This is a genomic window from Myxococcales bacterium (assembly GCA_012517325.1).
In the GTDB taxonomy this organism is placed as follows: domain Bacteria; phylum Lernaellota; class Lernaellaia; order Lernaellales; family Lernaellaceae; genus JAAYVF01.
Genome location: JAAYVF010000125.1, coordinates 24,399 through 50,335, shown reverse-complemented (window position 1 = coordinate 50,335; position 25,937 = coordinate 24,399). Strand labels below are relative to the sequence as shown.

The window sequence follows — 25,937 nt, the reverse complement described above, 5'->3', positions numbered from 1 at the left end:
TTCCTTGGACATCGATACCCCCGGGTGGTGCGGCCGTCGCGGTTGCGGCTCCCGTCGGCCTCCGGCCTCCGTCCGTCGCAACCGCAACACGACCCAACATCACTCTATCAGGTGTCTCGCCTTCAAAGGGGGTCAGTATGTGCGGCTGCTGACTCCTCCCTTTAATTTCTCTTGGCACGCTGAGGCAACCCACCTGGATTTCGATACATTTTTCTCAATCTATCTCATTTTGGTGCAGATCGATAAATAGTGCATTAAATCAATCGATTAGCCATGCGGGTGTGCCAAATTGGTACACTTTCCGGATTTTACAGACGGCTTTCTGGCGAGGGTTTAAAATTTCCTAACATGTCGATAATAAAGAGGAAACACAAATGTTCGAGCATTTGGCACGGGCGATGCTCTATATGTCGGGCGTGTGATGCGGTGAGAAGGAGGGGCTGGAAGATGTTTACTTCCAAACGATACATCGAAGAATTCCAGATCGTGTTCGTACTGCTCGTCTTCACCCTCTTTTTCATGATGCAGGCGGTTGATTCCTGCTCGCTTCGGCCCGTGGCGGCAAATCAACCTTCCGGCCCTCACTTCTCGCCAAGTGATCTAAACCCAAACGGCAATGCGTCGACAGCCCAGGTAAACGGCATGGTGAGCGATCCATCCGACGTGACGGTTCAAACCCATGCGAAAACTGGTCAACTATGAAACGCTATTACCATATTCACGGGGATAGCAAGATGAGAATCCTGGTAGTTGACGATGATCCGGTCCAGTTGGAGACGATCTGTCGCGGGTTGTTCCTGTACGGACATGATTGCCTCAAGGCCGTACACGGCGGCCGGGCGTTGGAGATCCTGAATTCGACGGACGGCAACCGGGTGGAAGTGTTGCTGACCGATTTCACGATGCCCGGAAAAAACGGCTTCGAGATCATTCAATTGGCCAGGCGGCAGCGGCCCGATCTGCCGGCCGTCCTGATCACGGGATTGACCGCCGCCTACGACAGCGCGGCCGTCGAAGAAATGGGCATCCCGGTTTTGCAGAAACCGTTCGACCCGGACTTGCTGGACCGGACGATCCGCCAGGTTGCCCAGAACCATGTAGCGAGAACCGGAACATGAGCACCAACGGGCATCGACTCACGGCCCGATCAGTCCTCCCCCTTTCCTCCATGAGGGCGCCGGGGAAGCCACGGCTTCCCCGGACAACCTCGCCCGTGGGGAGAGCGAAACGATCGGGTGCGGTTTGAGCCAGTGTTCGGCTCCTTGACAGAATAACGATTTGCCACGTGGGAACGGATTTTACGTCCCGCCCGATTCAAGCGTTTCCCGCGTGGCGGTTTTTGGAAATGAAAATTGTTTTGCCGCGCGGGAACGGACTTTTCATCCCGCCCGATTCAAGCGTTTCCCGCGCGGCGGTGTTTGGAAATGAAAATTGCTTTGCCACGCGGGAACGGATTTGACGTCCCGCCCGATTCAAGCGTTTCCCGCGTGGCGGTTCCTTGAAACGAAAAAAACCTTTGCCGCGCGGGAACGGATTTCTCATCCTGGCTCGATCACATCGGTTTCCCGGCGCGGCATTTCTTTTTAAACTTGAAAATATTAGGTTTTTCCCATCGTCAATCGCCGCTCCGTAATCCGACGGCACGGCCGATCATCCGGCAATTATTTCACACCGCCGCTCGTTTTCCGGCAGACCGGGCATTTTTTCCGCTTCGCTTTCAAGAAAACTAAAGGACTTGGGCAGGTTAGTCGAAAACTTGCTCAGGTAGGCGTGATGGAACAAAAAAATATGACGCATCGGACTTCCCTTCAGCCGCCTGGAATAGGTCGTTTACAGTCCCGTTTATAAGGGTGGAACCGATGGATATTTCCCAGCAAGAACTCATCAACGATTTCGTTCTTGAATCCCGCGAACACCTGAGTCAGTTGGAACCGGACCTGTTGGCCCTGGAACAACAAGGCGAAACGGTGGACAACGCCACGATCAACCGGATTTTCCGCACCATTCACAGCATCAAGGGTTCATCCGGCTTCCTGGATTTGGACAAAATCAATCGCCTCAGCCACATCATGGAAAACATCCTGATGAAAATCCGGGATGGGCTCATGAAGACGACGCCGGCGATCGTCGACGCCCTGTTGGCCGGTGTGGACAAATTGCGGCTGATGATCGAGGACGTCGGGTCCAGCAACTCGGTGGACATCGACGCGGAAATCGGCCGGTTAAGCGGCATTTTGGAAGACAAGGCGCCGGCGGCGGGTAAACCGGCTCCGGCCCAGACGGCAACTCCGGCGAGTAAGCCCACTCCGGCCGCTCCGCCGGCCGGCCCGCAGAAAGGAAGTGTCGCCTTGGTATTGGACGCGGAAAAACTGAAGCATGCCAAAGCCAACGGTCAGACCGTCTATACGCTTTGCCTGGATCCGAAAACCGATGTCCTGGCCCAAGGAATGGGCGTGCAGGATTTCGTCGATCAGATCACTTCCATCGGCGGTTTGCTGGCGGCGACGCCCGCCCTGAGCGAATGGGAGGATCTGCCGGCTGACGCGACCGTGAATCTCGTGGTCGCGACGGTGTTGGAAGCCGATTTGCTGGCGTCGGCGCTGAAGATCGAAGAGCGTAAAATCTCGCTCTACGAGGCCGAAAAACCGGCGCAAACGGCCGACGTTGCAACGGTGGAAGTCGCCGCGACCGTGGAAAGCTCGACCGCCAAAACGGCGACGGTCGCCGCCGGGGCCGACAAGCTCGATACGTTGCGGGTGCAGGTCACGTTGCTGGACAACCTGATGAACCTGGCCGGCGAAATGGTGCTGGGCCGCAACCAATTGATGCAGATCCTCGACAGCCACATCGCGGAAATCCGCGGCCTCAACAGCATTTTGCAGAACATCAACCTGGTCACCAGCGAACTGCAAGAAGCCATCATGCAGACGCGCATGCAGCCGGTCGGCAGCATTTTCAACAAATTCCCCCGGTTGATGCGCGATATGGCCCGCAAGCTCAACAAGGAAATCGAACTGGATGTCCAGGGCAGCGAGGTCGAACTCGACAAATCGATCATCGAATCCCTGGCCGATCCGTTGACCCACCTGATCCGCAATTCCGCCGACCACGGCGTGGAAATGCCCGCGGATCGAGTCAAAGTCGGCAAGCCGCGTGTCGGCCGCGTGCTGATGCGGGCCTACCACGAAGCCGGAATGGTCAACATCGAGATCATCGACGACGGGAAGGGCGTCGATCCGCGCAAGGTGAAGGCCAAGGCGATCGAAAAGAAGGTCATTACCGCCGCCGAGGCGGAGAAGATGAGCGAGCGCGAGGTTTACAACCTGTTGTTCGCGCCGGGCTTCTCGACCGCCGAGCAGGTCACCGCGGTTTCCGGCCGCGGCGTCGGCATGGACGTGGTCAAGACCAACATCGAAAAGCTGGGCGGTTCGGTCGAAATCGAATCGACCCTCGGCAAGAGCACGCGCGTCAACCTGCGCCTGCCGCTGACGCTGGCGATCATTCCGTCGCTGATCGTCAAGGTCGGCAAGGAAAAGTTCGCGATCCCGCAGGTCAGCATCGAGGAACTGGTGCGCATCCGCGCCAAGGACGCCCACAAGACGATCGAAAAAATCAACGGCGCCGATGTCCTGCGCCTTCGCGACAAGCTGTTGCCGCTCGTCCGGCTCGCCGATGTCCTGCGCATTCAGGAAACCTTCATCGATCCCGAAACGGGCGAGGAGAAACCCAACCGCCGCCACAACCTGGTCGACCGCCGGGCCCGCGGCAACGGCCACACCTACTCGCTCGACCCCGATTCCGACGAACTGAAGCCGGAAAATCAGACGAAGGATCCGGCGCCGGAAATGATTCTGAGCGAGCAGCGCGATCAGCGCACGACGACCCGTCGCTGGCGCCGGCAGAGCGCGGTGACCGTGCTGGTTCTCAAGGCCGGCAACAACCGCTACGGCCTGATCGTCTCGGGCATCACCGACAACGAGGAAATCGTGGTGAAGCCGCTTTCGAAGTACATCAAAAAGAACATCTGCTACGCCGGCGCCACGATCATGGGCGACGGCAGCGTGGCGATGATTTTGGATCCGCACGGCATCGCCGAGACGGTCGGCATGCGCTTCGAGGAGATCGAGCGCGCCTCGGGCAAGATCGAAAATGAATACCATCGCAATGCCCTGCGCGAGCGGCAGTCGATGCTGATCTTCGCCAACGGCCCGAAGGAAACCTTCGCGATGTCGCTGCCGCTGATCATGCGCCTGGAGAAAATCACGGCCGATCAGATCGAGCGCATCGGCGACAAGGAATTCATCCAGTATCGGGGCGGCTCGCTGCGGTTGATCCGCTTGCACGACTCGCTCTCGGTCAGCCGGCCGACGGAAGATCAGAACCAGCTTTTCGTGATCGTGCCGAAGAACGTGAAAAAGTCGGTCGGCCTGGTGGCGACGAAAATTCTCGACGTGCTGGAAACCGACGTCGATCTGGACACCTCGAACATCGCCTCGCCGGGGATTCTCGGTTCGGCGATCCTCAACGAACGCATCACGCTGGTGCTCGACCTGTTCACGCTGTTCGAAAAGATCGACGCCGGCATCTTCGGCCACGTGGCGAAACAAATGGCCGACGACCGCGAGGTCAAGGTGCTGCTGGTCGAGGACACTCCTTTCTTCCGGCAGCTCGAACGGAGCTTCCTCGAGTCGGCGGGATTCCAGGTGGAGGTCGCCTGCGACGGCGAGGAAGCCCAGCACCTGTTGGAAAGAGCCAAATTCGACATCGTGGTGTCCGACATCATGATGCCGAACATGGACGGTTTCGATCTGGTCAAGCGCATTCGCGCCAACGAAAAAATCAAAAATCTACCGGTTCTAGCCCTCACTTCGCTGGACGACGATCAATCCCGGCAACGGGCGATGGAAGTCGGCTTCAACGGCTATGAAGTGAAAATCGACAAAAACCGGATGTTGCAAACGATCTACGGGTTGGTTTGCGGAGAGGCGGCGTCATGAGCGAGCGGCAATTCGCGACGTTTTATCTCGATGATTTGTTGCTGGGGATCGACATCCTGGCGGTGCGCGAGATCAACCGCCATCTCGATCTGACCAACGTTCATCTGGTCGAGGACTATGTCTGCGGCATGCTCAATCTCCGCGGTCAGATCATCACCATGCTGGATCTGGGCGTGAAACTGGGGTTGAAACCGCGCGAGATCACCCCGGAATCGCGGGGTATCATCCTCAAAACGCAGCAGGAAATCGATACCAAGACGTTCGAGGCGCTCGCCGAGGAAGATCTGGGAACCGATCACGTCGGCTTACTGGTGGACCGGGTCGGCGATGTCGTGACGGTGGACGCGGGGGAGATCGATCCGCCGCCGGCCAATATCGGCGAAATCAGCGGTCAATATTTGAGCGGCGTGGTCCGCTTGGAAGATAAATTATTGTCTATATTGAAAATTACACCAATTACTGTTTGACCAGGCGCAGGTTTAAAAAAAGAGAACTTTCCAGTAAGAAAGAGGGGGGTGTCGTCATGTTGGCTTGGTTTAACAATCTGAAAATATCCACTAAAATTGTCTTGAGTGGTTTGTTGATGGTCGTCATGTTCAGCGGGCTGATGTTCGCGTGGATCCTGCCGACCGTCAAGGATGCGCAACTCGCGAAAAAGAAAGAAAAAATCAAGGAACAAGTGGAAGTGGCTTGGACCATCCTGAATCATTACGCCGAGTTGAGCGCCAAGGGTGAAATGGATGAAGCCGCCGCGAAAAAAGAAGCCATCAAGGTGATTACCGCGTTGCGTTACGGCCCGGAAATGAAGGACTACTTCTGGATCAATGACACCGAGCCGGTGATGGTGGCACATCCGTACAGCACGGATTTGATCGGTAAGAGTCTGGCCGATAACAGCGACCCGAACGGCGTGAAAATTTTCGTGGAATTCGTCAAGATCTGCCAGGCGCATGGCGCCGGTTTTCTGGGTTACATGTGGGCCGCCACGGACAACAAGAACAAAATCGTGCCCAAGATTTCCTACGTGAAAATCCTGCCGAAATGGAACTGGATCGTCGGCACGGGCATGTACATCGAAGACGTGCTGGCCGAAATTCGCGCCTTGACGGTAAAAATCACCCTGGTCTTCCTCGCGATTTCATTGCTGGCGCTGGCCGTGTCGTATCTGGTCGCCCGAGCGATTTCCAAAAACATCCAGCAGACGACCACCATGCTGCGCGATATCGCCGAGGGCGAGGGCGATTTGACCCGGCGCCTGTCCGTGGACAGCGAGGATGAAATCGGCGTGTTGGCCACCAATTTCAACCTCTTCGTCGAAAAGCTTCAGAAGTTGATTGGCATCATCGCCGAGAATACCGGCGAATTGCGGGAAACCGCCTCCACCATGTCCTCGGTTTCGACCCAACTGGCCGGCAGCGCCGAGGAAATGACCAATCAATCCGGCACCGTGGCCTCGGCGGCCGAGCAGATCAGCACCAACGTCGCCGGCATCACCACGGCCACCGACCATATGTCCAGCAACGTTTCCACCATGGCGGCGGCGGCCGAGGAAATGTCCAACAGCGTCAACACCGTCGCCACGGCGATCGAGGAAATGTCCTCCTCGTTGCAGGAGGTTTCCAAGAATACGGCGCGCGCTTCGCAGATCGCCGAGGCCGCTTCGCGGAACGCCGATTCGGCCACCGATTTGATTTCCCAGCTCGATACGGCGGCGCGTGAAATCGGCAAAGTGGTGGAGGTCATTAACGACATCGCCGATCAGACCAACCTGTTGGCGCTCAACGCCACCATCGAAGCCGCCAGCGCCGGCGAGGCGGGCAAGGGCTTCGCGGTCGTCGCCAACGAGGTCAAGGAACTGGCCAAGCAGACCGCCTCGTCGACCGAGGTGATCACCGAACAGATCGGCGGCATTCAGGTGCGCGCGGACAACGCGGTGAAGGCCATCAAACAGGTCGTGGAAATCATCGCCGAGATGAACACCATCACCAATACCATCGCCACGGCGGTCGAGGAACAGACGGCGACGACCAACGAGATTTCGCGGTCGACGGCCGGGGCGGCCCAGGGCGCCAAGGATGTTTCCGAAAACGTGCAACGCCTCAACACCAGCATCGATGTCGAGGTGGTGCGCAGCATCAAGGAAGCGGCCAAGGGCGTCGGCGAGGTGTCGAAGAACATCCAGGGTGTGAACCTGGCGGCGCATGACACGGCCCAGGGCGCCAACCATACGCACCAGGCGGCGCAGGCCACGTCCGAACTGGCGCAACGGCTGCAAGATATCGTCAGCCAGTTCCGGTTCTAGCGTATGTTGCAACCGCCGCCGCTGGGGGCATTTCAGCGGCGGCGGACCTTCGTCGGGACCGGGACGTGAATTGTTGAAAGAAAGAGTCGAAGAATGAAAATTAAGACAAAACTTTTACTGATGAGCACGGCTTTGGTCTTTTTACCGATTATCGTATTGATCGGTCTGGCCTTTTTAGTCGGCACCGACACCAATCGGGAAGCCAGCCGGTTGGTCGGGGAGCTTTCTCAGGCCGGTTTCGATTATGCCTTGGAAGGCGCGATGAACATGCTTCGCTCGCAGCAGGAATCGGTTCAGTTGCAGGTTGAAAGTTACAGTAAGGTGGCGCAAGACCAATTGCGCCTGTTGGGCAAGCCGAGTAAGACCGATCGAATGATTGCCTGGGACGCGGTCAATCAATTTTCCAAGCAAAGTAAAAAAATCGAATTGCCGATGCTGCGCCTCGGCGGCACGGTGCTTGAAAAAAACCTCGAATTCGACCGGCCTACGCCACTGGTCGATCAAGTGCGCAATTTGACCGGCGCGACGTGCACCGTTTTTCAGCGGATGAATGCGGACGGTGACATGTTGCGCGTGGTCACCAACGTCAAGGCCGCCAATGGCAATCGGGCCATCGGCACGTTCATCCCGGCAGTTGAACCCGGCGGCGCGCGGAACAAGGTTGTCGCGGCGCTGTTGCAAGGCGAAACATACAAGGGCCGGGCGTTTGTTGTCGATGATTGGTACGTCACCGTTTACGTGCCGCTTCGCGAGGATTCCGGCCAGATAATCGGCGCGCTGTTCGTGGGCGTCAAACAAAACAACATCAGTGCCATTCGGCAGGCAATCCTCGGCTCCAAGATCGGCACGTCGGGCTACATGTTCGTGCTGGGCGGCAAGGGCGATCAGCAGGGCAAGTACATTATTTCCAACGAGGGTAAACGTGACGGAGAAAGCGTTTGGGAGGCGAAGGATCAAGCGGGCAAATATTTCATTCAGGACATGGTAACCAAAGCAATCGCCTGTAAAAGCGGCGAGAAATTCACGGTGCGGTACCTTTGGCAAAACCCGGGCGATGATAAAGCGCGCCTTCGAATCGCGCGAGTCGGTTATTTCGCTGATTGGGATTGGGTATTGGGCGTTTCCGTACAGGAAGAGGAATTCAAGGCATCCGAGAAAAAAATGGCGGCCGGGTTGCGATTCATGCTCATGTCCTTTCTGCTCGGCGGATTGATCCTGGCCGGTTTGGGCCTGGGCGTGGCTTTGGTGATCGGCAATAAAATCAGCCGGCCGATTGCGCAGACCAAGGATTTATTGCGCGAGATCGCTTCCGGCGAGGGCGATCTGACCAGCCGATTGGAAGTCAATTCGACCGACGAGGTGGGGGAACTGGCGGAAAACTTCAACTTGTTTGTCGAAAAACTGCAAAAAGCGATGCGCGTCGTGGCGGGCATCACGAATCAACTCGACGGTAGCGCCGATCGTCTGACGAAGGTGGCTTCGCAGTTGGCCGGCGCCGCCGATAACACGACCAAGCAGTCCAGTACCGTTGCCACGGCGACGGAAGAAATTTCCGCCAACGTCCAAGGCATGAGCCAGACCGCCGAGGCCATGTCGCTGAACCTAAATACGATCGCCGCAGCGGCCGAACAGATGTCCACCAGCGTCAACACGGTGGCCACAGCCATCGAGGAAATGTCGTCTTCCTTGTCCGAAGTCGCAAAAAATACCACCCGCGCCTCGCAAATGACCGACGGCGCCAAATCCAACGCCGATTCCGCGACGACGTTGATCGGCCAACTCGAAACGGCGGTCAAGGAAATCGGCAAGGTCATTCAGGTGATCGACGATATCGCCGACCAAACCAACTTGCTGGCGCTGAACGCGACGATCGAAGCCGCCAGCGCCGGCGAGGCCGGCAAGGGATTCGCGGTGGTTGCCAACGAGGTGAAGGAACTGGCCAAACAAACAGCGAACTCGACCGAGGAAATCACCGGCCAGATTCAAAACGTGCAACAACGGACAACCAATGCGGTCGCGGCGATTCGCCAGGTCGCCGAGACGATCGGCGAAATCAGTTCGATCACCAACACAACCGCCGCCGCGGTGGAGGAACAGACCACGACCATCAATGAAATCTCCCGCACCATATCGAGCGCCGCGGCGGGCGCTTCCGAGGTTTCGGGAAACGTGCAACAACTCAACGACCGCATCGGCCGCGAAATCGTCAGTGGCATCCGCGAAGCAGCTAAAGGTGTCAACGAGGTATCGCGGGGCATTCAAGGCGTCGATCAAGCAGCGCGAACGACTGCTCAGGGATCCGAAACCGCCAACGGCGAAGCCGAGCGGTCGGTGCGTCTGGTCGGCGAGTTGTCCGATGTGGTACGACAGTTTAAAATAGACTAAACTAAATTACTTGCCCCAGGGGCGAGAGATATTTAAACAAGCGATGATTGAGCCGTTCCTAGGGCCGTTTGGCCTGTCGAAAAGGGAAGTAAAAGTGGACCAGCCCCATCGGATTCTCGTGGTCGATGATACGGTCGTCTACCGGCGGATTCTGACCGATATCATCGCCGGCTTGAAGGACGCCGAGGTCGTTGGTAGCGCGCCGAACGGCGTGATCGCGTTGAAAAAGATTCCGACCGTCAATCCCGATGTCGTTTTGCTCGACGTGGAAATGCCCGAGATGGACGGCCTGGAAACGCTGAAAATCATCAAGCGCGATTACCCCGAAATCAGCGTCATCATGATCAGCGGCGTCTCCTCCACGAGCGCGGATCTGACCATCAAGGCCTTGGCCAACGGGGCGCTCGATTTCATTAAAAAACCCGAGGGCGACAAATTCGACGAAAACGTCGCGCTGCTGAGCAAGCAGATCGCGGCGCTTTTGCAGATGCATCGCGCCCGGCGTTATACCCGCGCGGCGCGTGCCATCCGCACCGGACCGGTCGCTGAAATCCCGGTCGAGCGGCCGCCGGCGCCGCCGCCGCCGCGGTTGGTCAAGCCGGCCGCTGAGATGTATCCGGCGCCGCCCGGCCGGTTCGATCTGTTGGCGATCGGGTCCTCCACGGGCGGGCCCGAGGCGCTGACGCACATCATTCCCAAGCTGCCGGCCAACCTCAACGTGCCGGTGCTGCTCGTCCAGCACATGCCCCCGATGTTCACCGCCTCCATGGCCAAGAACCTCGATCGGCTTTCGGCGCTGCGCGTCAAGGAAGCCGAGGACGGCGAACTGATCAAACCCAACGTTGTTTACGTCGCGCCGGGCGGTTTTCACATGGTGATCCGGCCGGCGGAAGGGGGAGAGAAGGGTTACCAGATCGTGATCAACGATTTGCCGCCGGTGAAGAGCTGCCGCCCATCGGTGGATGTGTTGTTTCGCTCGATCGCCGAGGTTCACGGCCGCGGCGTTCTGTCCGTGGTGCTGACCGGGATGGGCGACGACGGCGCCGACGGCGTGCTGGCGTTGAAGCGCCAGGGAACCTATTGCCTCGCCCAAAGCGAAAAAACCTGCGTGGTTTACGGCATGCCGCGCGCGGTGGACGAAGCCAATCTTTCGAACGAACGCGTGGATCTGGACGACATCGCGGACCGCCTGTTGTTCAAGTTGGGCCGGACGCCGCTCAAGGAATCCTAGACCGATGCCGTCGATCAATCCGGACGAATTCGATCTGCTGCGCAAATTCATCGAGGATCGTTGCGGCATCGCCTTGGAAAAAGGCAAGGAATACCTGATCGAGAGCCGCCTGGCGCGCCTGCTGGTGGAAACCGATTCCGGCAACTTCGGCGATTTTTACCGCAAGGTGAAAAGCGAACCCAATCCGGTGTTGGTCGAGCGGATCATCGACGCGATGACCACCAACGAGACCCTGTGGTTTCGCGACAAGGGCCCCTACATCATCCTCGAGGAATTGATCCTGCCGCAAATGAAGGAATTGCTGCGCCAGGGCGCCCGCTCGGAAATCCGCATCTGGTCCGCCGCCTGCTCTACCGGCCAGGAGCCGTATTCCATCGGGATGATCATCGATCGTTACTGCCAGTTATACGGCGAGGGCTGGCTGCAACCGTCGCGTTTTTCGATCCTCGGCACCGACATCTCGCCGTCGGCCCTGCTGCTGGCCAAAACCGCCCGTTACGATCGCATCAGCATCGAGCGCGGCATGATCGAAAGCTACCGGAACGCCTACTTTCGGCAAAACGGCACGGTTTGGCAGCTCGAGGACAAGATCAAGGGAATGGCGACCTACCGCAAGTTCAACCTCATGGAAAGTTTCATGACCCTCGGCCGTTTCGACCTGGTTTTCTGCCGTAACGTGGCGATCTATTTTTCCGACGCGGCCAAGCGCGATCTCTTCCGTAAAATCGCTCAAATCCTCTTGCCGGGCGGGTTCTTTTTCCTTGGTTCGGCGGAGAGTCTGACCGGCTTTTCCGCCGATTTCGAGATGGGCGAGTACAAGGGAGCGCTGTACTATCGGACTAATGCCCGAGGGACGACGGGATGATCCCGAGCGTTGACGATTCGGCGATGATCCGCAAAATCATCAGCCGGGCCGTCGAGGTGATCGGCTTTATGGAATCGCTGGGGATGAGTTTCGATCGGTGACGCGGTTCATCCCGCCAGCCGCACGCGAATCGACTTTTCCACCTCCTCGATCGCTTTCCGCAGCCGCCGGTATTGCCGTTCGCTGAGCGCCTCGTACAAGGGCAGCCGCACCGCCTCGCGGCAAAGCCGCGCCGCTTCCGGGCAATCGCCGTAATGCAAAAGCCGGCCGCAATCCTCCTCGATCGAACTGCCGGCGCCGACGTAAAAACCCTGGTGCATCGCCGCTTGCTTCAACTCCGCCGGGCTCAGACGGCAGCGGGCGACGAAGCCGGAAAAGGCCGGCGTTCCGTGCCGGTTTCGTTTTTGCGGCAACAGCCAGATCGGCAAGTTGGCGGCCAATTCCTCCCACCGGCGATTCAGCTCCGCGTTGCGTTGATCCAGCAGCCGCAAACGCTCCATGCCCAGACGGGCCTGGAAATCGCTGTAGGTGATTTTCCGGGTGAGCAGATGCCGGTGGATGCCGCTGTAAATTTGCGTCGCCGGGCGCGCGGCCGTTTTTTTCCGTCCCAGCCGGGTGACCAGCCAGAAGAGCGGGCTGCGGATCGCCAACTCCTTCATCCAGGTGAGGAAGGTTTTACCGAGCGACGGCAGCTTGGCGGGCGCGTAATTTTTCAACTGGTTCCGCAGCGAATCGGCGATCCGTGGATTGCCGGTGGCGATCAACGCCCCGCCGTACGTATGCAAGGGTTTGTTGACCTCGAAGCTGAAAATCGCCGCGTCGCCGAAGGTGCCGACCTTGCGACCGTTGACACCGGCGCCCAAGGCCGCGGTGCAATCCTCGAGGAGCAACAAGCGCCGCTGATCGGCCACCCGCCGGATCGCCTCGATGTTGCACGGGGCGCCGAACAGGTGCGCCGCGACGATCAGTTTGGTCTTTGGGGTGACCCGGGCGGCGATCAACTCGGGATTGATGTTGAAAGTGTCAGGTTCGATGTCGACCGTCACCGGCTTGGTGCCCAGCGCTTCCAGCAGTGGGATAATGTCGCTGCGGTAATAGGCCGGGACGATGATTTCGTCGCCGTGTTTGACGCCCAGGGCCGCCAGCGCCAGTTCGAACGCGTCGCGCACGCTGGCGGTCGCCCGGACCGTCATGCAGCCCAGATAAGCCGCGAACTTCATTTCAAAACGATTGACGACGGTGCCCGGCGCCAGGTTCGGCCAGAACAAGGCTCGTAACCATTTGGCGACATCGCCGTGGTGAACCCGCACTTTCATCCTCGGGATCATGGTCGGGGCGCTCCTTGCATCGGTCGGGTTGACGGTTCAACCGGCGGTCGGGTTGTCGGTGCGTCGATGAGCCGGGTTTCTCGGGGCCAATGGTCACGGGCGCAAAACGAATATCGCCACGAAGTCAGGTTGCTCTCGCGGATGTCGGTCCCCGAATGGATGGAAAGGGTTTTTTTTATGTCTGAGCGACGCTGCTGCCGCGCCCTTTCTTTTCCCTGCCGTCAACATAAAAAACCGCCGGGAGGATGTCAACTTGGTGGGAAAGGTCGGCGAAACCGGGGACAATCGCCATTCGTCGCCCCACGGTGGCAAAGAAATTTGACAAACCGGGATTTTCAGTTTAAGTTTCCGCCATGAAATCGTTCGGCAACCTGATTCTCCATCATCATCATTCGCACGGCGCTGCCGGAGCCGGATGAGTGCGATTCGTTTTGGCACCACCGACGCCGGCTTCGAGCCGGCGTTTTTTTTTGAAAGGAACTGGGGATGTCGCGGGAATTCGGAAGCGTCGCGGTGCGGTTGGCCCTACCGAAAGGGCGGATGCAGGAAGAGGTGATTACCCTGTTGGCCGAGGCGGGGATTCGCGTCCATTGGGGTGGTCGCAATTATCGGCCGGCGCTGTCTCTCTCCGGGTTCACGGCCAAGCTGCTCAAGCCGCAAAACGTCATTGAAATGTTGCACGTCGGATCGCGGGATATCGGGTTCGCCGGCGCCGATTGGGTGGCCGAGCTCGAGGCCAAAGTGGTGGAATTGCTGGACACCGGCCTCAATCCGGTGCGCCTGGTGGCCGCCGCGCCGGCCGACCTGCTGGTGGACGGCCGCCTGCCGGATCAACCGCTGGTCGTGGCTTCCGAGTACGAGCGGCTGACCCTGGACTGGATTCGCCGGCAGGGGTTGCGAGCGACGTTCGTCCGCTCCTACGGCGCCACCGAGGTCTTTCCGCCGGAAGACGCCGATTGCATCGTCGACAACACCGCTTCGGGCGTCACCTTGAGCGAAAACCGCCTGGCGATCGTCGATGAACTGATGACCTCCTCGACGCGCCTCTACGCGCATCCGCGGGCGCTCGACGATCCGCGGCGCCGCGAGGCGATCGAGAGTTTCGTTCTGTTGCTGCGCTCGGTGCTCGATGCGCGCGAACGGGTGATGTTGGAAATTAACGTGCCCGCCGACCGGTTGGAGGCGATCGTCGCGGTGCTGCCGTGCATGCGTCGACCGACGATTTCGCACTTGTACGGCGAGACGGCTTACGCGGTGAAGGCGGCCGTGCCGCGCCGGGATTTGCCGGCCCTGATTCCCGCGATCAAGAAGCACGGCGGCACCGATATCGTGGTGACCGCGCCCGATCAACTGGTGCCGTGAAGGAGGCCGGGATGGACGAAAATATTTCCCGGCGCCCGCGGCCTTCGCCGAATCTGGATGGCTTGTACGCGTATACCGTGCCGCGCGCTCCCGCGCCGACCGATTTGAAATTGGACAGCAACGAGGGCGTGGCGCCGCCGCCGGGGTTGTTACGCGCGCTCGCTGAGGCCGGCCCGGAATTGATGAATCGTTACGTTCGCGCCCACGAACTGGAAGCGGCCTTGGCGGCGTACCACGGCGTGCGGCCGGAGCAGGTGCTGGTCACGGCCGGCGGCGACGACGCCATCGATCGTTGTTGCCGCGTTTTCGTCCAGCCGGATCGCGAAGTCGTCCTGCCGGTCCCCACGTTCGAAATGGCGGCGGTTTTCGCCCGGTTGAGCGGCGGCCGGATCGTGCGCGTGCCCTGGACGAAACTCGCCTTTCCGACCGCGGAAGCCCTGGCGGCGGTGACCGAGCGGACGGGAATGATCGTGGCGATCAGCCCCAACAACCCGACCGGCGGTGTGGTCGCGGCCGACGATTTGCGGCGAATATCCGAAGCCGCGCCGCATGCCGTGTTGCTGGTCGATCTGGCGTACGCGGATTTTGCCGAGGTCGATTTGCGGTCAACCGTTTTCGCGCTGCCCAACGCGATCACCGTCTTTACCTTCTCCAAGGCTTGGGGACTGGCGGGTCTGCGGGTCGGCTATGCGATCGGCCCAGCGGATTTGATCGCTCCTTTGCGCGTCAGCGGCGGCCCATATCCGGTTTCCAACCTGTCATTGACGCTGGCGACGCGCTGGCTGCGTGAGGGGCGCGCGGCGGTCGCGGCGACCGTCGACCGGGTGCGGCAGGAGCGCGCCGAATTGCAGGCCGACCTGACGCGATGGGGCGCGCGGCCGTTGCCTTCCCAGGGCAATTTCGTCTTCGCGCATTGCGCCGATCCGCGGTGGGCGCGCGACGCGTTGGCCGGCCTGGGCATCGCCGTGCGCTGGATTCCGCCCGACGGGGATTTCCCCGCCGGTTTGCGGATCACCTGTCCGAGCGACGAAGCGGATTTCCGGCGGTTGCAAACGGCGCTGCACGCGGTGCTGGCGCCCGAGGCGCTGCTGTTCGATCTGGACGGCGTGCTGGCCGACGTCTCGCAATCCTATCGCGCGGTGATGCAGGCAGTGCTGGATTTTTACGGCGTCACGATCCAGCGCGACGAGATCGCGGCGGCGAAGCTCGAGCCCGACGCCAACGACGATTGGGAGCTGACCGGCAGGCTGCTGCAGCGGCACGGCGTCGAGGTCTCGCTCGACGAGGTGACCCAGCGCTTCGAGGCGCTATACCAAGGAACGCTGGAATCGCCCGGCCTGTGGACGCGGGAAACCCTCTTGCCCGCGCCGGAACTGCTGGACCAACTGGCGGCGAAAGTGCCGCTGGCGGTGGTGACCGGCCGGCCGCGCGCCGATGCCTGGCGATTTTTGGAGCGGCACGGTCTGGCGCGCCGCTTTCAGGCGGTGATCTGCCGCGAGGACGCGCCGCTGAAACCCGACCCGGCGCCGGTGCGGCTGGCGTTGGAAAAAATGTCGGTCCGGCGGGCCTGGCTGATCGGCGATGCCAGCGACGATCTGCGGGCTGCCCGGGCGGCGGGTGTCGTGCCGGTCGGCTTCCTGCCGGCCTATGCCCGTTCGGACGCCGCCGTGGCCGCGCTGCACCAGGCTGGTGCCGCGCGGGTTCTGACTTCCCTCGATGAATTGAAGGAGATTTTGCCATGACCGAACGTCGCGCCACCGTGCAACGCACGACCAAGGAAACCGACATCACGCTGCAACTGAACCTGGACGGCGAGGGGCAGGCCAAGATCCGGACCGGCATCGGCTTTCTGGATCATCTGCTCGACAGCCTGGCGCGCCATGCCCGTTTCGATTTGAATCTGGCCTGCCGGGGCGATCTGGAAGTCGACGATCACCACAGCGTCGAGGACTGCGCCCTGGCGCTCGGCACGGCGTTCGCGGAAGCTCTGGGCGAGCGGCGCGGCATCGCGCGCTTCGGATCGGCTTATGCGCCGCTCGACGAGGCGCTCGCCCGGGCCGTGGTGGATATTTCCAGCCGGCCTTTCGCCGTCGTCGAACTGCAACTGCAACGCGAGGCGATCGGCAACCTGGCCGGCGAAAACATCACGCATTTCCTGCATTCGTTCGCGGCGGCGGCGCGATTGACGCTGCATGTTGACGTATTGCGCGGCGCCAACGACCATCACCGGGCCGAAGCGGCGTTCAAGGCTTTGGCGCTGGCCTTGCGGCAGGCGGTGGCGCGGGACGGCGGCACGGCGGTTCCCAGCACCAAAGGGGTGCTCGAATGACCGGGCCGGAAGTCATCGTGGTGCGGACGGGCGTCGCCAACCTGGCGTCGGTCCTGGCCGGGTTGCGGCGGGCCGGAGCGGCGCCGCGGGTCAGCAACGAGCCGCGAGATATCGAAACAGCCTCGCACCTGTTGCTGCCGGGCGTCGGCGCGTTCGGCGCGGGTATGCGGCAACTGGCCGATGACGGCCTGGTTGCGCCGCTACGGGCGCGGGTCTCGGCCGGGCGGCCGACGTTGGCGATCTGCTTGGGCTTGCAACTGCTGTGTGATGCCAGTGACGAAGATTTGGGCGTGGCGGGACTGGGGGTCGTTCCCGGGATTGTCCGGCGGTTTCCGGATACGGTGCGCGTGCCGCAGATGGGTTGGAACAACGTGGCGCCGGACGAAGGTTGCCGTCTGTTGCGGGCGGGATTCGCCTACTTCGCCAACTCCTATCGCCTAGCCGAATGCCCGTCGGGCTGGCAGGCCGCCTACGCGGAACACGGCGGCCGCTTCGTCGCCGCGCTTGAAAAAGGGGCAGTGATCGGCGGCCAGTTCCACCCCGAACTGTCGGGACAATGGGGCCTGGATTTGCTGCGCCGTTGGTTGGGCGCGGGAGGCGAGACATGCTGACCCGGCGGATCATTCCCTGCCTGGATGTGCGCGACGGTCGGGTGGTCAAAGGCGTCCGTTTTCAGGATTTGCGCGAAGCCGGCCGGCCCGAGGATTTCGCGCCCGCCTACGAACGGCAAGGCGCCGACGAATTGGTTTTGCTTGACGTCTCGGCCACGCCGGAGGGCCGGAAAACGGCGCTGGAAACCGTGCGCCGGGTCAGGGAAAAAATCGCCATCCCGCTGACGGTCGGCGGCGGCGTGCGCGGCGTGGAAGACGCCGGGGCCTTGCTGGAGGCCGGCGCGGACAAAGTCGGTGTGAACACGGCGGCGGTCGCGCGGCCCGAACTGCTGTCGCTGCTGGCCGAGCGCTTCGGCCGTCAATGCACGATCCTGGCGGTCGACGCGAAACTGACGGCGCCGGGCCGCTGGCAGGTAGTGGTCGAATCGGGTCGCAAGGATACGGGCCTGGATGCCATCGAGTGGGTCCGTCGAGCCTGCGCGCTGGGCGCCGGCGAAATCCTACTGACCAGTTGGGACCGCGACGGCACCCGCACCGGTTACGATTTGGAATTGGTCGGCGCCGTGGCTCGCGCCGTCAACGTGCCGGTCATCGCCTCGGGCGGCGCCGATACGCCGCGCCAATTGTACGAAGCGCTGGCGGCGGGCGCCGACGCCGTGCTGGCCGCGTCGATTTTTCATTACAACGAATACACCGTGGCGCAGTTGAAAGATTACCTCGCCGAGCAGGGCGTGGAGGTGCGGCGATGATCATTCCTTCGATCGACTTGATGAACGGTTCGACGGTGCAACTCGTCGGCGGTCGCGAAAAAAAACTCGATGCCGGCGATCCGCGCCCGTTGGCGAAGGCGTTCGGCCTGGTCGGCGAAATCGCCGTGGTCGATCTGGACGCGGCCCTGGGCCGCGGCGACAACCGCGAGTTGATTCGCGAACTGCTGCGCCTGGCGCCTTGCCGGGTGGGCGGCGGCATCCGCGATGCGGACACCGCCCGGCGCTGGTTGGACGACGGCGCGACGAAGGTGGTGCTGGGCACCGCCGCCGTGCCGGAAGTGCTCCGCGAACTGCCCCCGGAACGGGTCGTCGCGGCGCTCGACGCCGAGTTCGATGAGGTGGTGGTGGAAGGCTGGCGGAAAAAAACCGGCGCCACCATCCGGGAACGGTTGCGGGAATTGCGCGGCCTGGTCGGCGGTTTTCTCGTCACTTTCGTCGAGCGCGAGGGACGACTGGGGGGCATCGAGCTGGACCGCGTCGCCGCGCTACGCGAGGAAATCGGCGCCGCGCGCCTGACGATCGCCGGCGGGGTGACGACGCTGGAGGAAGTCGCGGCGTTGGACCGCCTGGACATCGACGCGCAGGTCGGCATGGCCTTGTATACGGGCCGGATGGAGCTGGCCGACGCGTTCGCCGCGCCGTTGCGTTCGGATCGCCCCGACGGCTTGTGGCCGACGGTGATCGTCGACGAGAGCGGCATCGCGCTGGGGCTGGCTTACTCGGATCGCGCAAGCCTGCGCGAGGCGCTGCGCACCGCGCAAGGCGTTTATCACTCGCGTTCGCGCGGCCGGTGGGTGAAAGGCGCGACCTCGGGCGATACGCAGGAACTGGTGCGGATCGACGCGGACTGCGACCGCGATGCGCTGCGGTTCACCGTGCGGCAAAAGGGCAAGGGCTTTTGCCATCGCGGCACGCGCACCTGTTGGGGCGAGGACGGCGGGCTGTCTCAACTGTCGCGCCGGTTGGCGTCGCGTCTTCGCGAAGCGCCCGAAGGCTCGTATACGCAGCGGCTGGCGGCCGATCCGGAATTGCTGGCGGCGAAGCTGGCGGAGGAAGCCCGCGAACTGGCCGAGGCGAAAACGCCGGATGAAATCGCCTGGGAGGCGGCCGATGTGTTCTATTTTACGCTGACCGCCATGGCACGCGGCGGGGTCACGCTGGCCGAGGTGGAAACCGTTTTGGACGGCCGGGCCGGACGCGTGACACGCCGGCCGGATAAGAAGGGGAAAGGGAAATGAGCGAGGTCATCCTGCGGCGAATGGCCGCCGCGGACGTCGTCCGGCAGGCGCGCGAACCCGTCGATGCCCCGACCTTGGCGGCGGCCGCCGCGATCGTGGACGATGTGCGCCGGGGCGGCGAAGCCGCGTTGCGTGGGCAGGCGGTGCGCCTGGGCGATCTGCAGGCGGCCGAGCCATTGGTTCGTTCGCGCGCGGAACTCGACACCGCCGCCGACCGGCTGAACCCGAAAACTCGCGACTTGCTCGAACGCACCGCCGCGCGGATTCGCAATTTTGCCGAGGCGCAACGGCGTTCCTTCGCGGATTTGACGGTGTCGCTGCCGGAAGGTCGCGCCGGACATACCGTGGCGCCGGTCGAGCGGGCCGGTTGTTACGCGCCCGGCGGCCGTTTCCCCTTGGTGTCCTCGGTGCTGATGACCGTCATTCCCGCCCGCGTCGCCGGGGTAAGCGAGATCTGGGTGGCTTCGCCGCGGCCGTCGCCGGAAGTTCTGGCGGCGGCGGCGATCGCCGGGGCGGACGCCCTGTTGGCGGTCGGCGGCGCTCAGGCGATTGCCGCGCTGGCCTTCGGCGTCGGCGGGCCGCCGCCCTGCGAGTCGATCGTCGGACCGGGAAACCGCTGGGTGACCGCGGCGAAACAGCTCGTCTTCGGTCGCGCGGCGATCGACATGCTGGCCGGGCCGTCGGAGCTGTTGATTCTGGCCGACGAAACCGCCGATCCGGTGCGCGTGGCGGCGGATTTGCTGGCGCAAGCCGAACACGATCCGGACGCCTGGCCGATCCTGGTCACGACGAGCGAAACGCTGGCGGCGGGAGTGGAAGTCCAACTGCAGCGGCAACTGGCGGATTTGCCGACGGCGGCGACGGCACGGGCGGCGTTGCAAAACGGTTTTTACGTATTCGTCGACGACCTGGAGGCCGGCGTCGCACTTTGCAACCGACTGGCCCCGGAGCATCTGGAATTACTGGCGGCCGAACCGTGGGCGCTCGTTCCCCGGCTGCGGCATTACGGTTCGCTGTTCATCGGCGAGGCCAGCGCCGAGGTCTTCGGCGATTACGGTTTCGGGCCGAACCACGTGCTGCCGACCGGCGGCACGGCGCGGTTCGTGGGCGGCTTGTCGGTCTTCCATTTCTTGCGGGTCCGTACCTGGATGGCGATCGATCCCGAAGCCGATCGTCGTGAACTGACGGCGGATGCGGCGGCCCTGGCGCGGCTGGAAGGGCTGGCCGCGCACGCGCGCGCGGCGGAAACCCGGCGTCGGTGATTGCGGCGCCGCGATGATGGTCACCCCTTGGCGGGAAAGGTATTTTTTCGCCGTTCGAAAATGCGTTACACTGCTGCGACAGCGCCAGCAACCAATCGAGGGGGCAGCCGGTGATCGAGCCGCTTGAAATTCTGACCCGATTGGTTCGCACGCCCAGCGAAACCGGCGCGGAGGCCGAGATCATCCGGGAAACGGCGGCGCTTTGCGAGGCGCTCGACCTGCGGCCGGAAGTATCCCCGGACGGCCTGGTTTTTCGGGTCGAAAGCGAGGTCGGCGGCCCGACGCTGTTGTTCTGCTCCCATCTGGATACGATCGCCGCCGGCGAAGGATGGGCCCGGTCGCCCGTCGGCGCGCCGGCCAGCGAGACCCACCTTTACGGCCACGGCGTCGTCGACGCCAAGGCATCCTGCGCCGCCATTCTGGCGACTTTCGGCTTTTACGCGCGCGGCGGCCTGCCGCGCGGCCAGATCGTCGGCGCCTTGTCGATCGGCGGCGAGGGCAACGACCCGTCCCTACCGCGCCTGCTGCGGACGATCGGCCACCTGGACGGCGGCATCGTCGGCGAACCGACGCAGATGCAGATCGCCGCGTCGCAGGTCGGCTTGATGATGGTGGAACTCACGGCGCGCGGCGAGCGCAGTCACGTCTCGCGAGCGAGCGGCGAAAACGCCATTCATGCGCTGCTGCGCGACCTGCAGACGTTGCGCGATCTGCGCTTCCAACGGCGGGATGAAAAACAGGGCCGGGTGAAAATCACGCCGACCCGGCTGGTCGCCGGCGTGGCCGACAGCGTGACGCCGCCGACGGCGCACGCGCTGCTCGATATCCGCGTCACCCAGCAATACGACCACGAGGAAGTGCTCGAGATCCTCCGCGGCGCCGTCGCGTCGGAGTTGCGGGTGCTCTCGGATCGCTGGTCGCCGTGTGAAACGCCGGAATCGGAACCGTTGGTCGTCGCGGCTCGGGCCGCGCTGCCGGACGCGCGGGTTTACGCCTCCGACGAGAGCGGCGACTGGGCGTTTCTGGAGGAGTTGAACGTGCCGGCGATCAAGGTCGGGCCCGGCAACCCGGCGCTCGCGCACGGCGCCGGCGAGCGAATCGCGCTGGAGGCCTTCGAGCGCGGGGTCGTCGGCTATATCCGCCTGGCGAAAACCTGCCTGATGCGGCTGGATTCCCCCGACGATTACTGACCGTTTTCCTCGTCCGCCCCGCCGCCGTTGTCGGCCTGATCCGCTTCCGCCGCATGGTTGTTGAACACGGTCTGGCTGATGGCCCGCACCGACGAAATCTTGTGCTTGCTGAGACTGTTACCGCCCGCGTCGCGGTTTTTGACCAGCAATTCGGTGAAGTTGAAATACCGATCGGTGCGGATGCGTGGTTTCTTGCGCAGCTTGATGTGCACGAACGCCTCGGCGCCGGGTTCGCAGAAGAGAATCTTGGGTTTCTTGGCGTTGCGGCCCAGGTTGTACATTTTTTCTCGCGTCACACCGCCGACCGTGAACCGCTTGACCCAGGCCTTGCCGCTGAGGATGTCCTCGTAAATCAGGTTGAAGACCGTTTCCCGGTCGGCCGGCGTGAAGACCCGCGCGTGCACGATCTTCTCGCCGACGTAGACCTTGGCCGCCACCTTGACCACCGTCATGTTGCCGTTTTCGAGCACGACCAGCGCGTCGTCGAGCGACGAGCAGGGGCCGAGTTCCTCGGCGTTTTTCAGGTCGGTGCCGATGAAGCCGTTTTCGCGGTCGACGTAGAGTTTTTCGGTCCGTTCGACCACGTGAATCGCCTTGATGGCGTCGAAGGTCGTCAGTTCGGTTTTGCGCTCGCGGCCCTGGCCGTAGGTTTCGCGCAGGCGGTCGAACCATTCGATGGTGTACGGCACGAGGTTTTTCAGGTTGCGCCGGACCTGTTTGATCTCGCGGTCGATGGCCAGCAGTTCCTCCCGCGCGCGCTCGGCGTCCCAGGCGCTGATGCGGCGCATCTTCACTTCCGTCAGCATGACCAGATCATCCGCGCCGACCGGGCGGCGCAACGTCTTCTTGAAGGGCTCGAGGCCGCGGTCGATCTCGGCCAGAACGGCTTCCCACGTCGTGCATTTTTCGAGGCGCAGGTAGATCCGGTTTTCGATGAAGATCTGCACGAGGCTCTTGTGGTGCCAGCGCAGTTCCAACTGTTCGAGCTGGTGCTCCAGGTCGGCCTTGAGCAGGGCCTTGGTCTGATCGGCTCCTTGCGCCACCATTTCCATCACGCCCATCGTCTCGGGCTTGCCGTCGACGATCATCATGCCGTTGGGGCTGTGGCTGACCTCGCATTCGGTGAAGGCGTAGAGGGCGTCGATGGCCTTGTCCATCTCGACCCCGCGCTGGAAAGTGACGTGGATTTCCACCGCGGCGGCCGTGTTGTCCTCGATGTGCGACAGCTTGATCTTGCCCTTGTCGCCCGCGGCGATGATCGAATCGATGAGCGAGGAAGTCGTCGTGCCGTAGGGGATTTCGCGGATGACGATCGTCTTGCCGTCGCTTTTTTCCAGCCGGGCGCGGACCTTGACCTTCGAGCCCGGCCGGCCGTCGTTGTAGCCGCCGATGTCGGCCAGGCCGCCGGTCGGGAAATCGGGGTATAGCTCGAACGGCTCCTGTCGCAGGTACGATTGCACCGCGTCGATGATTTCGAGGAAATTGTGGGGCATGATTTTCGTCGAGAGGCCGACCGCGATGCCCTCGGCGCCCATCAGCAGCAACAGTGGAAAGCGCGCCGGCAGGACGATCGGTTCCTTGCGGCGGCCGTCGTAACTCTTTTTGTACTCGGTCAGGTGCGGCGCGAACAGCACTTCCTTGGCGAATTTGGTCAGCCGCGCCTCGATGTAACGGGCCGCCGCCGCCGAGTCGCCGGTCACCGGATCGCCCCAGTTGCCCTGGGTGTCGATCAGCAAATCCTGCTGGCCGAGGCCGACCAGCGCGCTGTAAATCGACGCGTCGCCGTGCGGGTGGTACTGCATCGAATGGCCGACGACGTTGGCCACCTTGTGATAGCGGCCGTCGTCCATTTCCCACAACGAATGCATGATGCGCCGCTGCACGGGCTTGAAACCGTCGGCAAGGTCGGGAATCGCGCGGTCGGTGATGACGTAGGAGGCGTATTGCAGAAAGTAATCGCGATAGGTGTCCTCGATCGTCAGCTTGCCGGTGAAGTCGGCGGGCGCCAGCGGCAACTCGCCCTGGCCCTTGTTCTTCTTGGTTCGTTTTCCGGTCATGGATCTCAGGCTTTCGCTTCCTCGACCCGGTCGATCGGTTCGAGGATCAGGTTCTTGATGATGTGTTCGCGCCGCTCGGGCGTGTTCTTGCCCATGTAGTAGGCCAGGATGTCCTTGAGGTGGGCGCCGGCGAACCATTCGACCTTGTCGAGCCGGATGTTCTCGCCGATGAACTGGCCGAACTCCTCGGGGGAAATCTCGCCGAGGCCTTTGAACCGCGTGATTTCCGGCGAACCGGCGAGTTCCGCGGCGGCCCGGTTGCGCTCCGCTTCCGAGTAGCAGTAGCGGGTTTCCTTTTTGTTCCGCACCCGGAAGAGCGGGGTTTGCAGAATGTGCAGGTGCCCCTTGCGCACCAGTTCCGGATAGAACTGCAGGAAGAAGGTCAGCAGCAGCAGGCGGATGTGCATGCCGTCGACGTCGGCGTCGGTGGCGATGACCACCTGGTTGAAGCGCAGGCCGTCCAGTTCGTTCTCCAGCCCGAGCGCGTGCTGCAGGAGGTTGAGCTCCTCGTTTTCGTAGACGACCTTGCGCGTCAGGCCGAACGTATTGAGCGGCTTGCCCTTCAAGGCAAAGACGGCCTGGGTTTCGGGCCGGCGCGACTTGGTGAGGCTGCCCGAGGCGCTGTCGCCCTCGGTGATGAAAATCTGCGTCAGTTCGCGGAGGCCGTCCTTGGCGTCGTTGAAGTGGAATTTGCAGTCGCGCAGTTTCTTGTTGTGGATGTTGGCCTTTTTCGACCGCTCGGTGGCCAGCTTCTTGATGCCGGCCAATTCCTTGCGCTCGTGCTCGTTCTGCTGAATCTTCTGCTGCAGAATTTTCGCCGTTTCCGGGTTCTTGTGCAGCTCCTTTTCCAGCGTGTCGCGAACGAAATCGATCACCCAGCCGCGCAGCGGCGGGCCCTCGGGCGTGACCATCGCGCTGCCGAGTTTGGTCTTGGTCTGCGACTCGAACACCGGCTCGTGGATGCGCACCAGGATGGCGCCGACCACGCCGCCGCGGGCGTCGGCCGCGTCGAATTCCTTCTTGAAGAACTCGCGGTACGCCTTCAGCACGCCTTCGCGGAACGCCGCCTGGTGCGTGCCGCCGTCGTGGGTGTATTGGCCGTTGACGAACGACAGGTAGGATTCGCCGTAGTTGTTGGTGTGGGTGACGGCGTATTCGATCTCGTCGCTGACGACGTGAATGATCGGGTAAAGCCCCTCGTCGCCCACTTCCTTGGCCAGCAGATCGGCCAGGCCGTTGTCGCTGGCGATGGTCTCGTTGTTGAACTGCAACTTCAGACCGCGATTGAGGTAGGCGTACAGTTGCAGCCGCTCGCGGATGAACTCCGCGCGGTACTTGAAGCTCTTGAAAATTTCCGGATCGGGGACGAAGCGGATCAGGGTGCCGTTGCGCTCGGCGGTCGCCTGCACCTTGCTATCCTTGACCAGTTCGCCGCGGCGGAATTCGGCGCGTTTGACCTCGCCCTCGCGGTAGGATTCGACTAGGAAATACTCGGACAGGGCGTTGACCGCCTTGGTGCCGACGCCGTTGAGACCGACCGAACGGTAGAAGGCGCCCTTATCGTACTTGGCGCCGGTGTTGATCTTGGCGACGCATTCCACCACCTTGCCGTGGGGAATGCCGCGGCCGAAATCGCGGATGGTGACGGTCTTGCCGTCGATTTCGATGGCCACGCGTTTGCCGGCGCCCATCAGGAATTCGTCGACGCTGTTGTCGATGACTTCCTTCAAAAGCACATAAATACCGTCATCGTATTGCGAACCGTCGCCGAGTTTGCCGATGTACATGCCCGGCCGAGTCCGGATATGCTCTTTCCAGTCCAGGCTGCGGACGTGTTCCTCGGTGTAGTCGGCGAGGCTGCCGGGTCCGTTTTTGCTAACCAAGGCTTCCTCTCTTTGTGCGAAAAATTCAATATTTAGTGCCACGAATGAGCCAAAACGTCAAGTAATGGATGACTGATGAACTTTTACCAAGGGTGTCCGGAGTGTGATAAAAATAATTATATATATG

General features: G+C 61.9%; 20 protein-coding genes. 16 read left to right on the top strand and 4 right to left on the bottom strand.

The window, feature by feature from the left end; all coding sequences use genetic code 11:
* Positions 1–447 precede the first annotated feature (447 nt).
* Together GX444_20620 and GX444_20615 are read left to right on the top strand one after the other, a co-directional pair.
* Entirely contained in the window at positions 448–702 is a 255-nt protein-coding gene (locus tag GX444_20620; GenBank protein ID NLH50987.1) for a hypothetical protein, read from the top strand.
* A gap of 32 nt (positions 703–734) precedes the next feature.
* Positions 735–1,118, top strand: a complete 384-nt coding sequence (locus GX444_20615) for a response regulator (protein NLH50986.1) — start codon at positions 735–737, stop codon at positions 1,116–1,118.
* 196 nt (positions 1,119–1,314) lie between these two features.
* Here GX444_20615 and GX444_20610 read toward each other — a convergent pair whose 3' ends face one another.
* Positions 1,315–1,644: a hypothetical protein gene (locus GX444_20610; protein NLH50985.1), complete on the bottom strand. Its 330-nt coding sequence runs from the start codon at positions 1,642–1,644 to the stop codon at positions 1,315–1,317.
* Positions 1,645–1,859: 215 nt separating this feature from the next.
* On the opposite strand from GX444_20610, the gene GX444_20605 reads away from it, so the two are divergent.
* From GX444_20605 to GX444_20580, 6 genes are all read left to right on the top strand, one after another.
* Positions 1,860–4,997 carry a response regulator gene (locus tag GX444_20605; protein ID NLH50984.1) on the top strand — a complete coding sequence of 1,046 codons (3,138 nt, stop codon included), beginning with the start codon at positions 1,860–1,862 and terminating at the stop codon, positions 4,995–4,997.
* Positions 4,994–5,464 (top strand): chemotaxis protein CheW, encoded by a 471-nt coding sequence (locus GX444_20600; GenBank protein ID NLH50983.1) that lies wholly within the window; start codon positions 4,994–4,996, stop codon positions 5,462–5,464. The genes GX444_20605 and GX444_20600 overlap by 4 nt, the downstream gene beginning before the upstream one ends.
* Before the next feature lie 56 nt (positions 5,465–5,520).
* Entirely contained in the window at positions 5,521–7,299 is a 1,779-nt protein-coding gene (locus GX444_20595) for a methyl-accepting chemotaxis protein (GenBank protein ID NLH50982.1), read from the top strand.
* A 93-nt stretch (positions 7,300–7,392) separates the two neighbouring features.
* Entirely contained in the window at positions 7,393–9,684 is a 2,292-nt protein-coding gene (locus tag GX444_20590) for a methyl-accepting chemotaxis protein (GenBank protein NLH50981.1), read from the top strand.
* A 94-nt stretch (positions 9,685–9,778) separates the two neighbouring features.
* Positions 9,779–10,915, top strand: a complete 1,137-nt coding sequence (locus GX444_20585; protein NLH50980.1) for a chemotaxis response regulator protein-glutamate methylesterase — start codon at positions 9,779–9,781, stop codon at positions 10,913–10,915.
* 4 nt (positions 10,916–10,919) lie between these two features.
* Positions 10,920–11,780 carry a protein-glutamate O-methyltransferase CheR gene (locus tag GX444_20580; protein NLH50979.1) on the top strand — a complete coding sequence of 287 codons (861 nt, stop codon included), beginning with the start codon at positions 10,920–10,922 and terminating at the stop codon, positions 11,778–11,780.
* Positions 11,781–11,887: 107 nt separating this feature from the next.
* Here the strand turns inward: GX444_20580 and GX444_20575 are convergent, their stop codons facing one another.
* On the bottom strand, positions 11,888–13,108 hold the full coding sequence (locus tag GX444_20575; GenBank protein ID NLH50978.1) for a hypothetical protein: 1,221 nt from the start codon (positions 13,106–13,108) through the stop codon (positions 11,888–11,890).
* Between the two features lie 486 nt (positions 13,109–13,594).
* On the opposite strand from GX444_20575, the gene hisG reads away from it, so the two are divergent.
* The 8 genes from hisG to GX444_20535 all read left to right on the top strand — a co-directional run bounded on the left by hisG (position 13,595) and on the right by GX444_20535 (position 21,870).
* Complete coding sequence (gene hisG, locus GX444_20570; protein NLH50977.1) at positions 13,595–14,470, top strand: ATP phosphoribosyltransferase; 876 nt, start codon at positions 13,595–13,597, stop codon at positions 14,468–14,470.
* Positions 14,471–14,481: 11 nt separating this feature from the next.
* On the top strand, positions 14,482–16,212 hold the full coding sequence (locus GX444_20565) for an aminotransferase class I/II-fold pyridoxal phosphate-dependent enzyme (protein NLH50976.1): 1,731 nt from the start codon (positions 14,482–14,484) through the stop codon (positions 16,210–16,212).
* On the top strand, positions 16,209–16,799 hold the full coding sequence (gene hisB, locus GX444_20560) for an imidazoleglycerol-phosphate dehydratase HisB (GenBank protein NLH50975.1): 591 nt from the start codon (positions 16,209–16,211) through the stop codon (positions 16,797–16,799). The genes GX444_20565 and hisB overlap by 4 nt, the downstream gene beginning before the upstream one ends.
* Complete coding sequence (gene hisH, locus GX444_20555) at positions 16,796–17,410, top strand: imidazole glycerol phosphate synthase subunit HisH (GenBank protein NLH50974.1); 615 nt, start codon at positions 16,796–16,798, stop codon at positions 17,408–17,410. The genes hisB and hisH overlap by 4 nt, the downstream gene beginning before the upstream one ends.
* A complete protein-coding gene (gene hisF, locus GX444_20550; protein ID NLH50973.1) occupies positions 17,404–18,159 on the top strand; it encodes an imidazole glycerol phosphate synthase subunit HisF in 756 nt (251 codons plus the stop codon). The genes hisH and hisF overlap by 7 nt, the downstream gene beginning before the upstream one ends.
* Positions 18,156–19,418 (top strand): phosphoribosyl-ATP diphosphatase, encoded by a 1,263-nt coding sequence (gene hisE / locus GX444_20545; GenBank protein ID NLH50972.1) that lies wholly within the window; start codon positions 18,156–18,158, stop codon positions 19,416–19,418. The genes hisF and hisE overlap by 4 nt, the downstream gene beginning before the upstream one ends.
* Positions 19,415–20,680 (top strand): histidinol dehydrogenase, encoded by a 1,266-nt coding sequence (hisD, locus tag GX444_20540; GenBank protein NLH50971.1) that lies wholly within the window; start codon positions 19,415–19,417, stop codon positions 20,678–20,680. The genes hisE and hisD overlap by 4 nt, the downstream gene beginning before the upstream one ends.
* 110 nt (positions 20,681–20,790) lie before the next feature.
* The gene (locus GX444_20535; GenBank protein NLH50970.1) at positions 20,791–21,870 is read left to right on the top strand and encodes a M20 family metallo-hydrolase; all 1,080 of its coding nucleotides are present in this window, start codon (positions 20,791–20,793) and stop codon (positions 21,868–21,870) included.
* Here GX444_20535 and GX444_20530 read toward each other — a convergent pair.
* A complete protein-coding gene (locus GX444_20530) occupies positions 21,864–23,927 on the bottom strand; it encodes a DNA gyrase/topoisomerase IV subunit A (protein NLH50969.1) in 2,064 nt (687 codons plus the stop codon). The two genes, GX444_20535 and GX444_20530, sit on opposite strands and share 7 nt — an antisense overlap.
* Before the next feature lie 5 nt (positions 23,928–23,932).
* Positions 23,933–25,714 carry a type IIA DNA topoisomerase subunit B gene (locus GX444_20525; protein NLH50968.1) on the bottom strand — a complete coding sequence of 594 codons (1,782 nt, stop codon included), beginning with the start codon at positions 25,712–25,714 and terminating at the stop codon, positions 23,933–23,935.
* Positions 25,715–25,937: the final 223 nt, after the last annotated feature.

Excerpts from the sequence above, each read along its gene's own strand:
- hisB (NLH50975.1), top strand. The coding sequence starts at position 16,209 with ATGACCGAACGTCGCGCCACCGTGCAACGCACGACCAAGGAAACCGAC.
- GX444_20620 (NLH50987.1), top strand. The coding sequence starts at position 448 with ATGTTTACTTCCAAACGATACATCGAAGAATTCCAGATCGTGTTCGTA.
- GX444_20605 (NLH50984.1), top strand. The coding sequence starts at position 1,860 with ATGGATATTTCCCAGCAAGAACTCATCAACGATTTCGTTCTTGAATCC.
- hisH (NLH50974.1), top strand. The coding sequence starts at position 16,796 with ATGACCGGGCCGGAAGTCATCGTGGTGCGGACGGGCGTCGCCAACCTG.
- GX444_20575 (NLH50978.1), bottom strand. The coding sequence starts at position 13,108 with ATGATCCCGAGGATGAAAGTGCGGGTTCACCACGGCGATGTCGCCAAA.
- GX444_20590 (NLH50981.1), top strand. The coding sequence starts at position 7,393 with ATGAAAATTAAGACAAAACTTTTACTGATGAGCACGGCTTTGGTCTTT.
- hisE (NLH50972.1), top strand. The coding sequence starts at position 18,156 with ATGATCATTCCTTCGATCGACTTGATGAACGGTTCGACGGTGCAACTC.
- hisG (NLH50977.1), top strand. The coding sequence starts at position 13,595 with ATGTCGCGGGAATTCGGAAGCGTCGCGGTGCGGTTGGCCCTACCGAAA.
- GX444_20580 (NLH50979.1), top strand. The coding sequence starts at position 10,920 with ATGCCGTCGATCAATCCGGACGAATTCGATCTGCTGCGCAAATTCATC.
- GX444_20595 (NLH50982.1), top strand. The coding sequence starts at position 5,521 with ATGTTGGCTTGGTTTAACAATCTGAAAATATCCACTAAAATTGTCTTG.
- GX444_20565 (NLH50976.1), top strand. The coding sequence starts at position 14,482 with ATGGACGAAAATATTTCCCGGCGCCCGCGGCCTTCGCCGAATCTGGAT.
- hisF (NLH50973.1), top strand. The coding sequence starts at position 17,404 with ATGCTGACCCGGCGGATCATTCCCTGCCTGGATGTGCGCGACGGTCGG.
- GX444_20600 (NLH50983.1), top strand. The coding sequence starts at position 4,994 with ATGAGCGAGCGGCAATTCGCGACGTTTTATCTCGATGATTTGTTGCTG.
- GX444_20525 (NLH50968.1), bottom strand. The coding sequence starts at position 25,714 with ATGTACATCGGCAAACTCGGCGACGGTTCGCAATACGATGACGGTATT.
- GX444_20615 (NLH50986.1), top strand. The coding sequence starts at position 735 with ATGAGAATCCTGGTAGTTGACGATGATCCGGTCCAGTTGGAGACGATC.
- hisD (NLH50971.1), top strand. The coding sequence starts at position 19,415 with ATGAGCGAGGTCATCCTGCGGCGAATGGCCGCCGCGGACGTCGTCCGG.
- GX444_20530 (NLH50969.1), bottom strand. The coding sequence starts at position 23,927 with ATGACCGGAAAACGAACCAAGAAGAACAAGGGCCAGGGCGAGTTGCCG.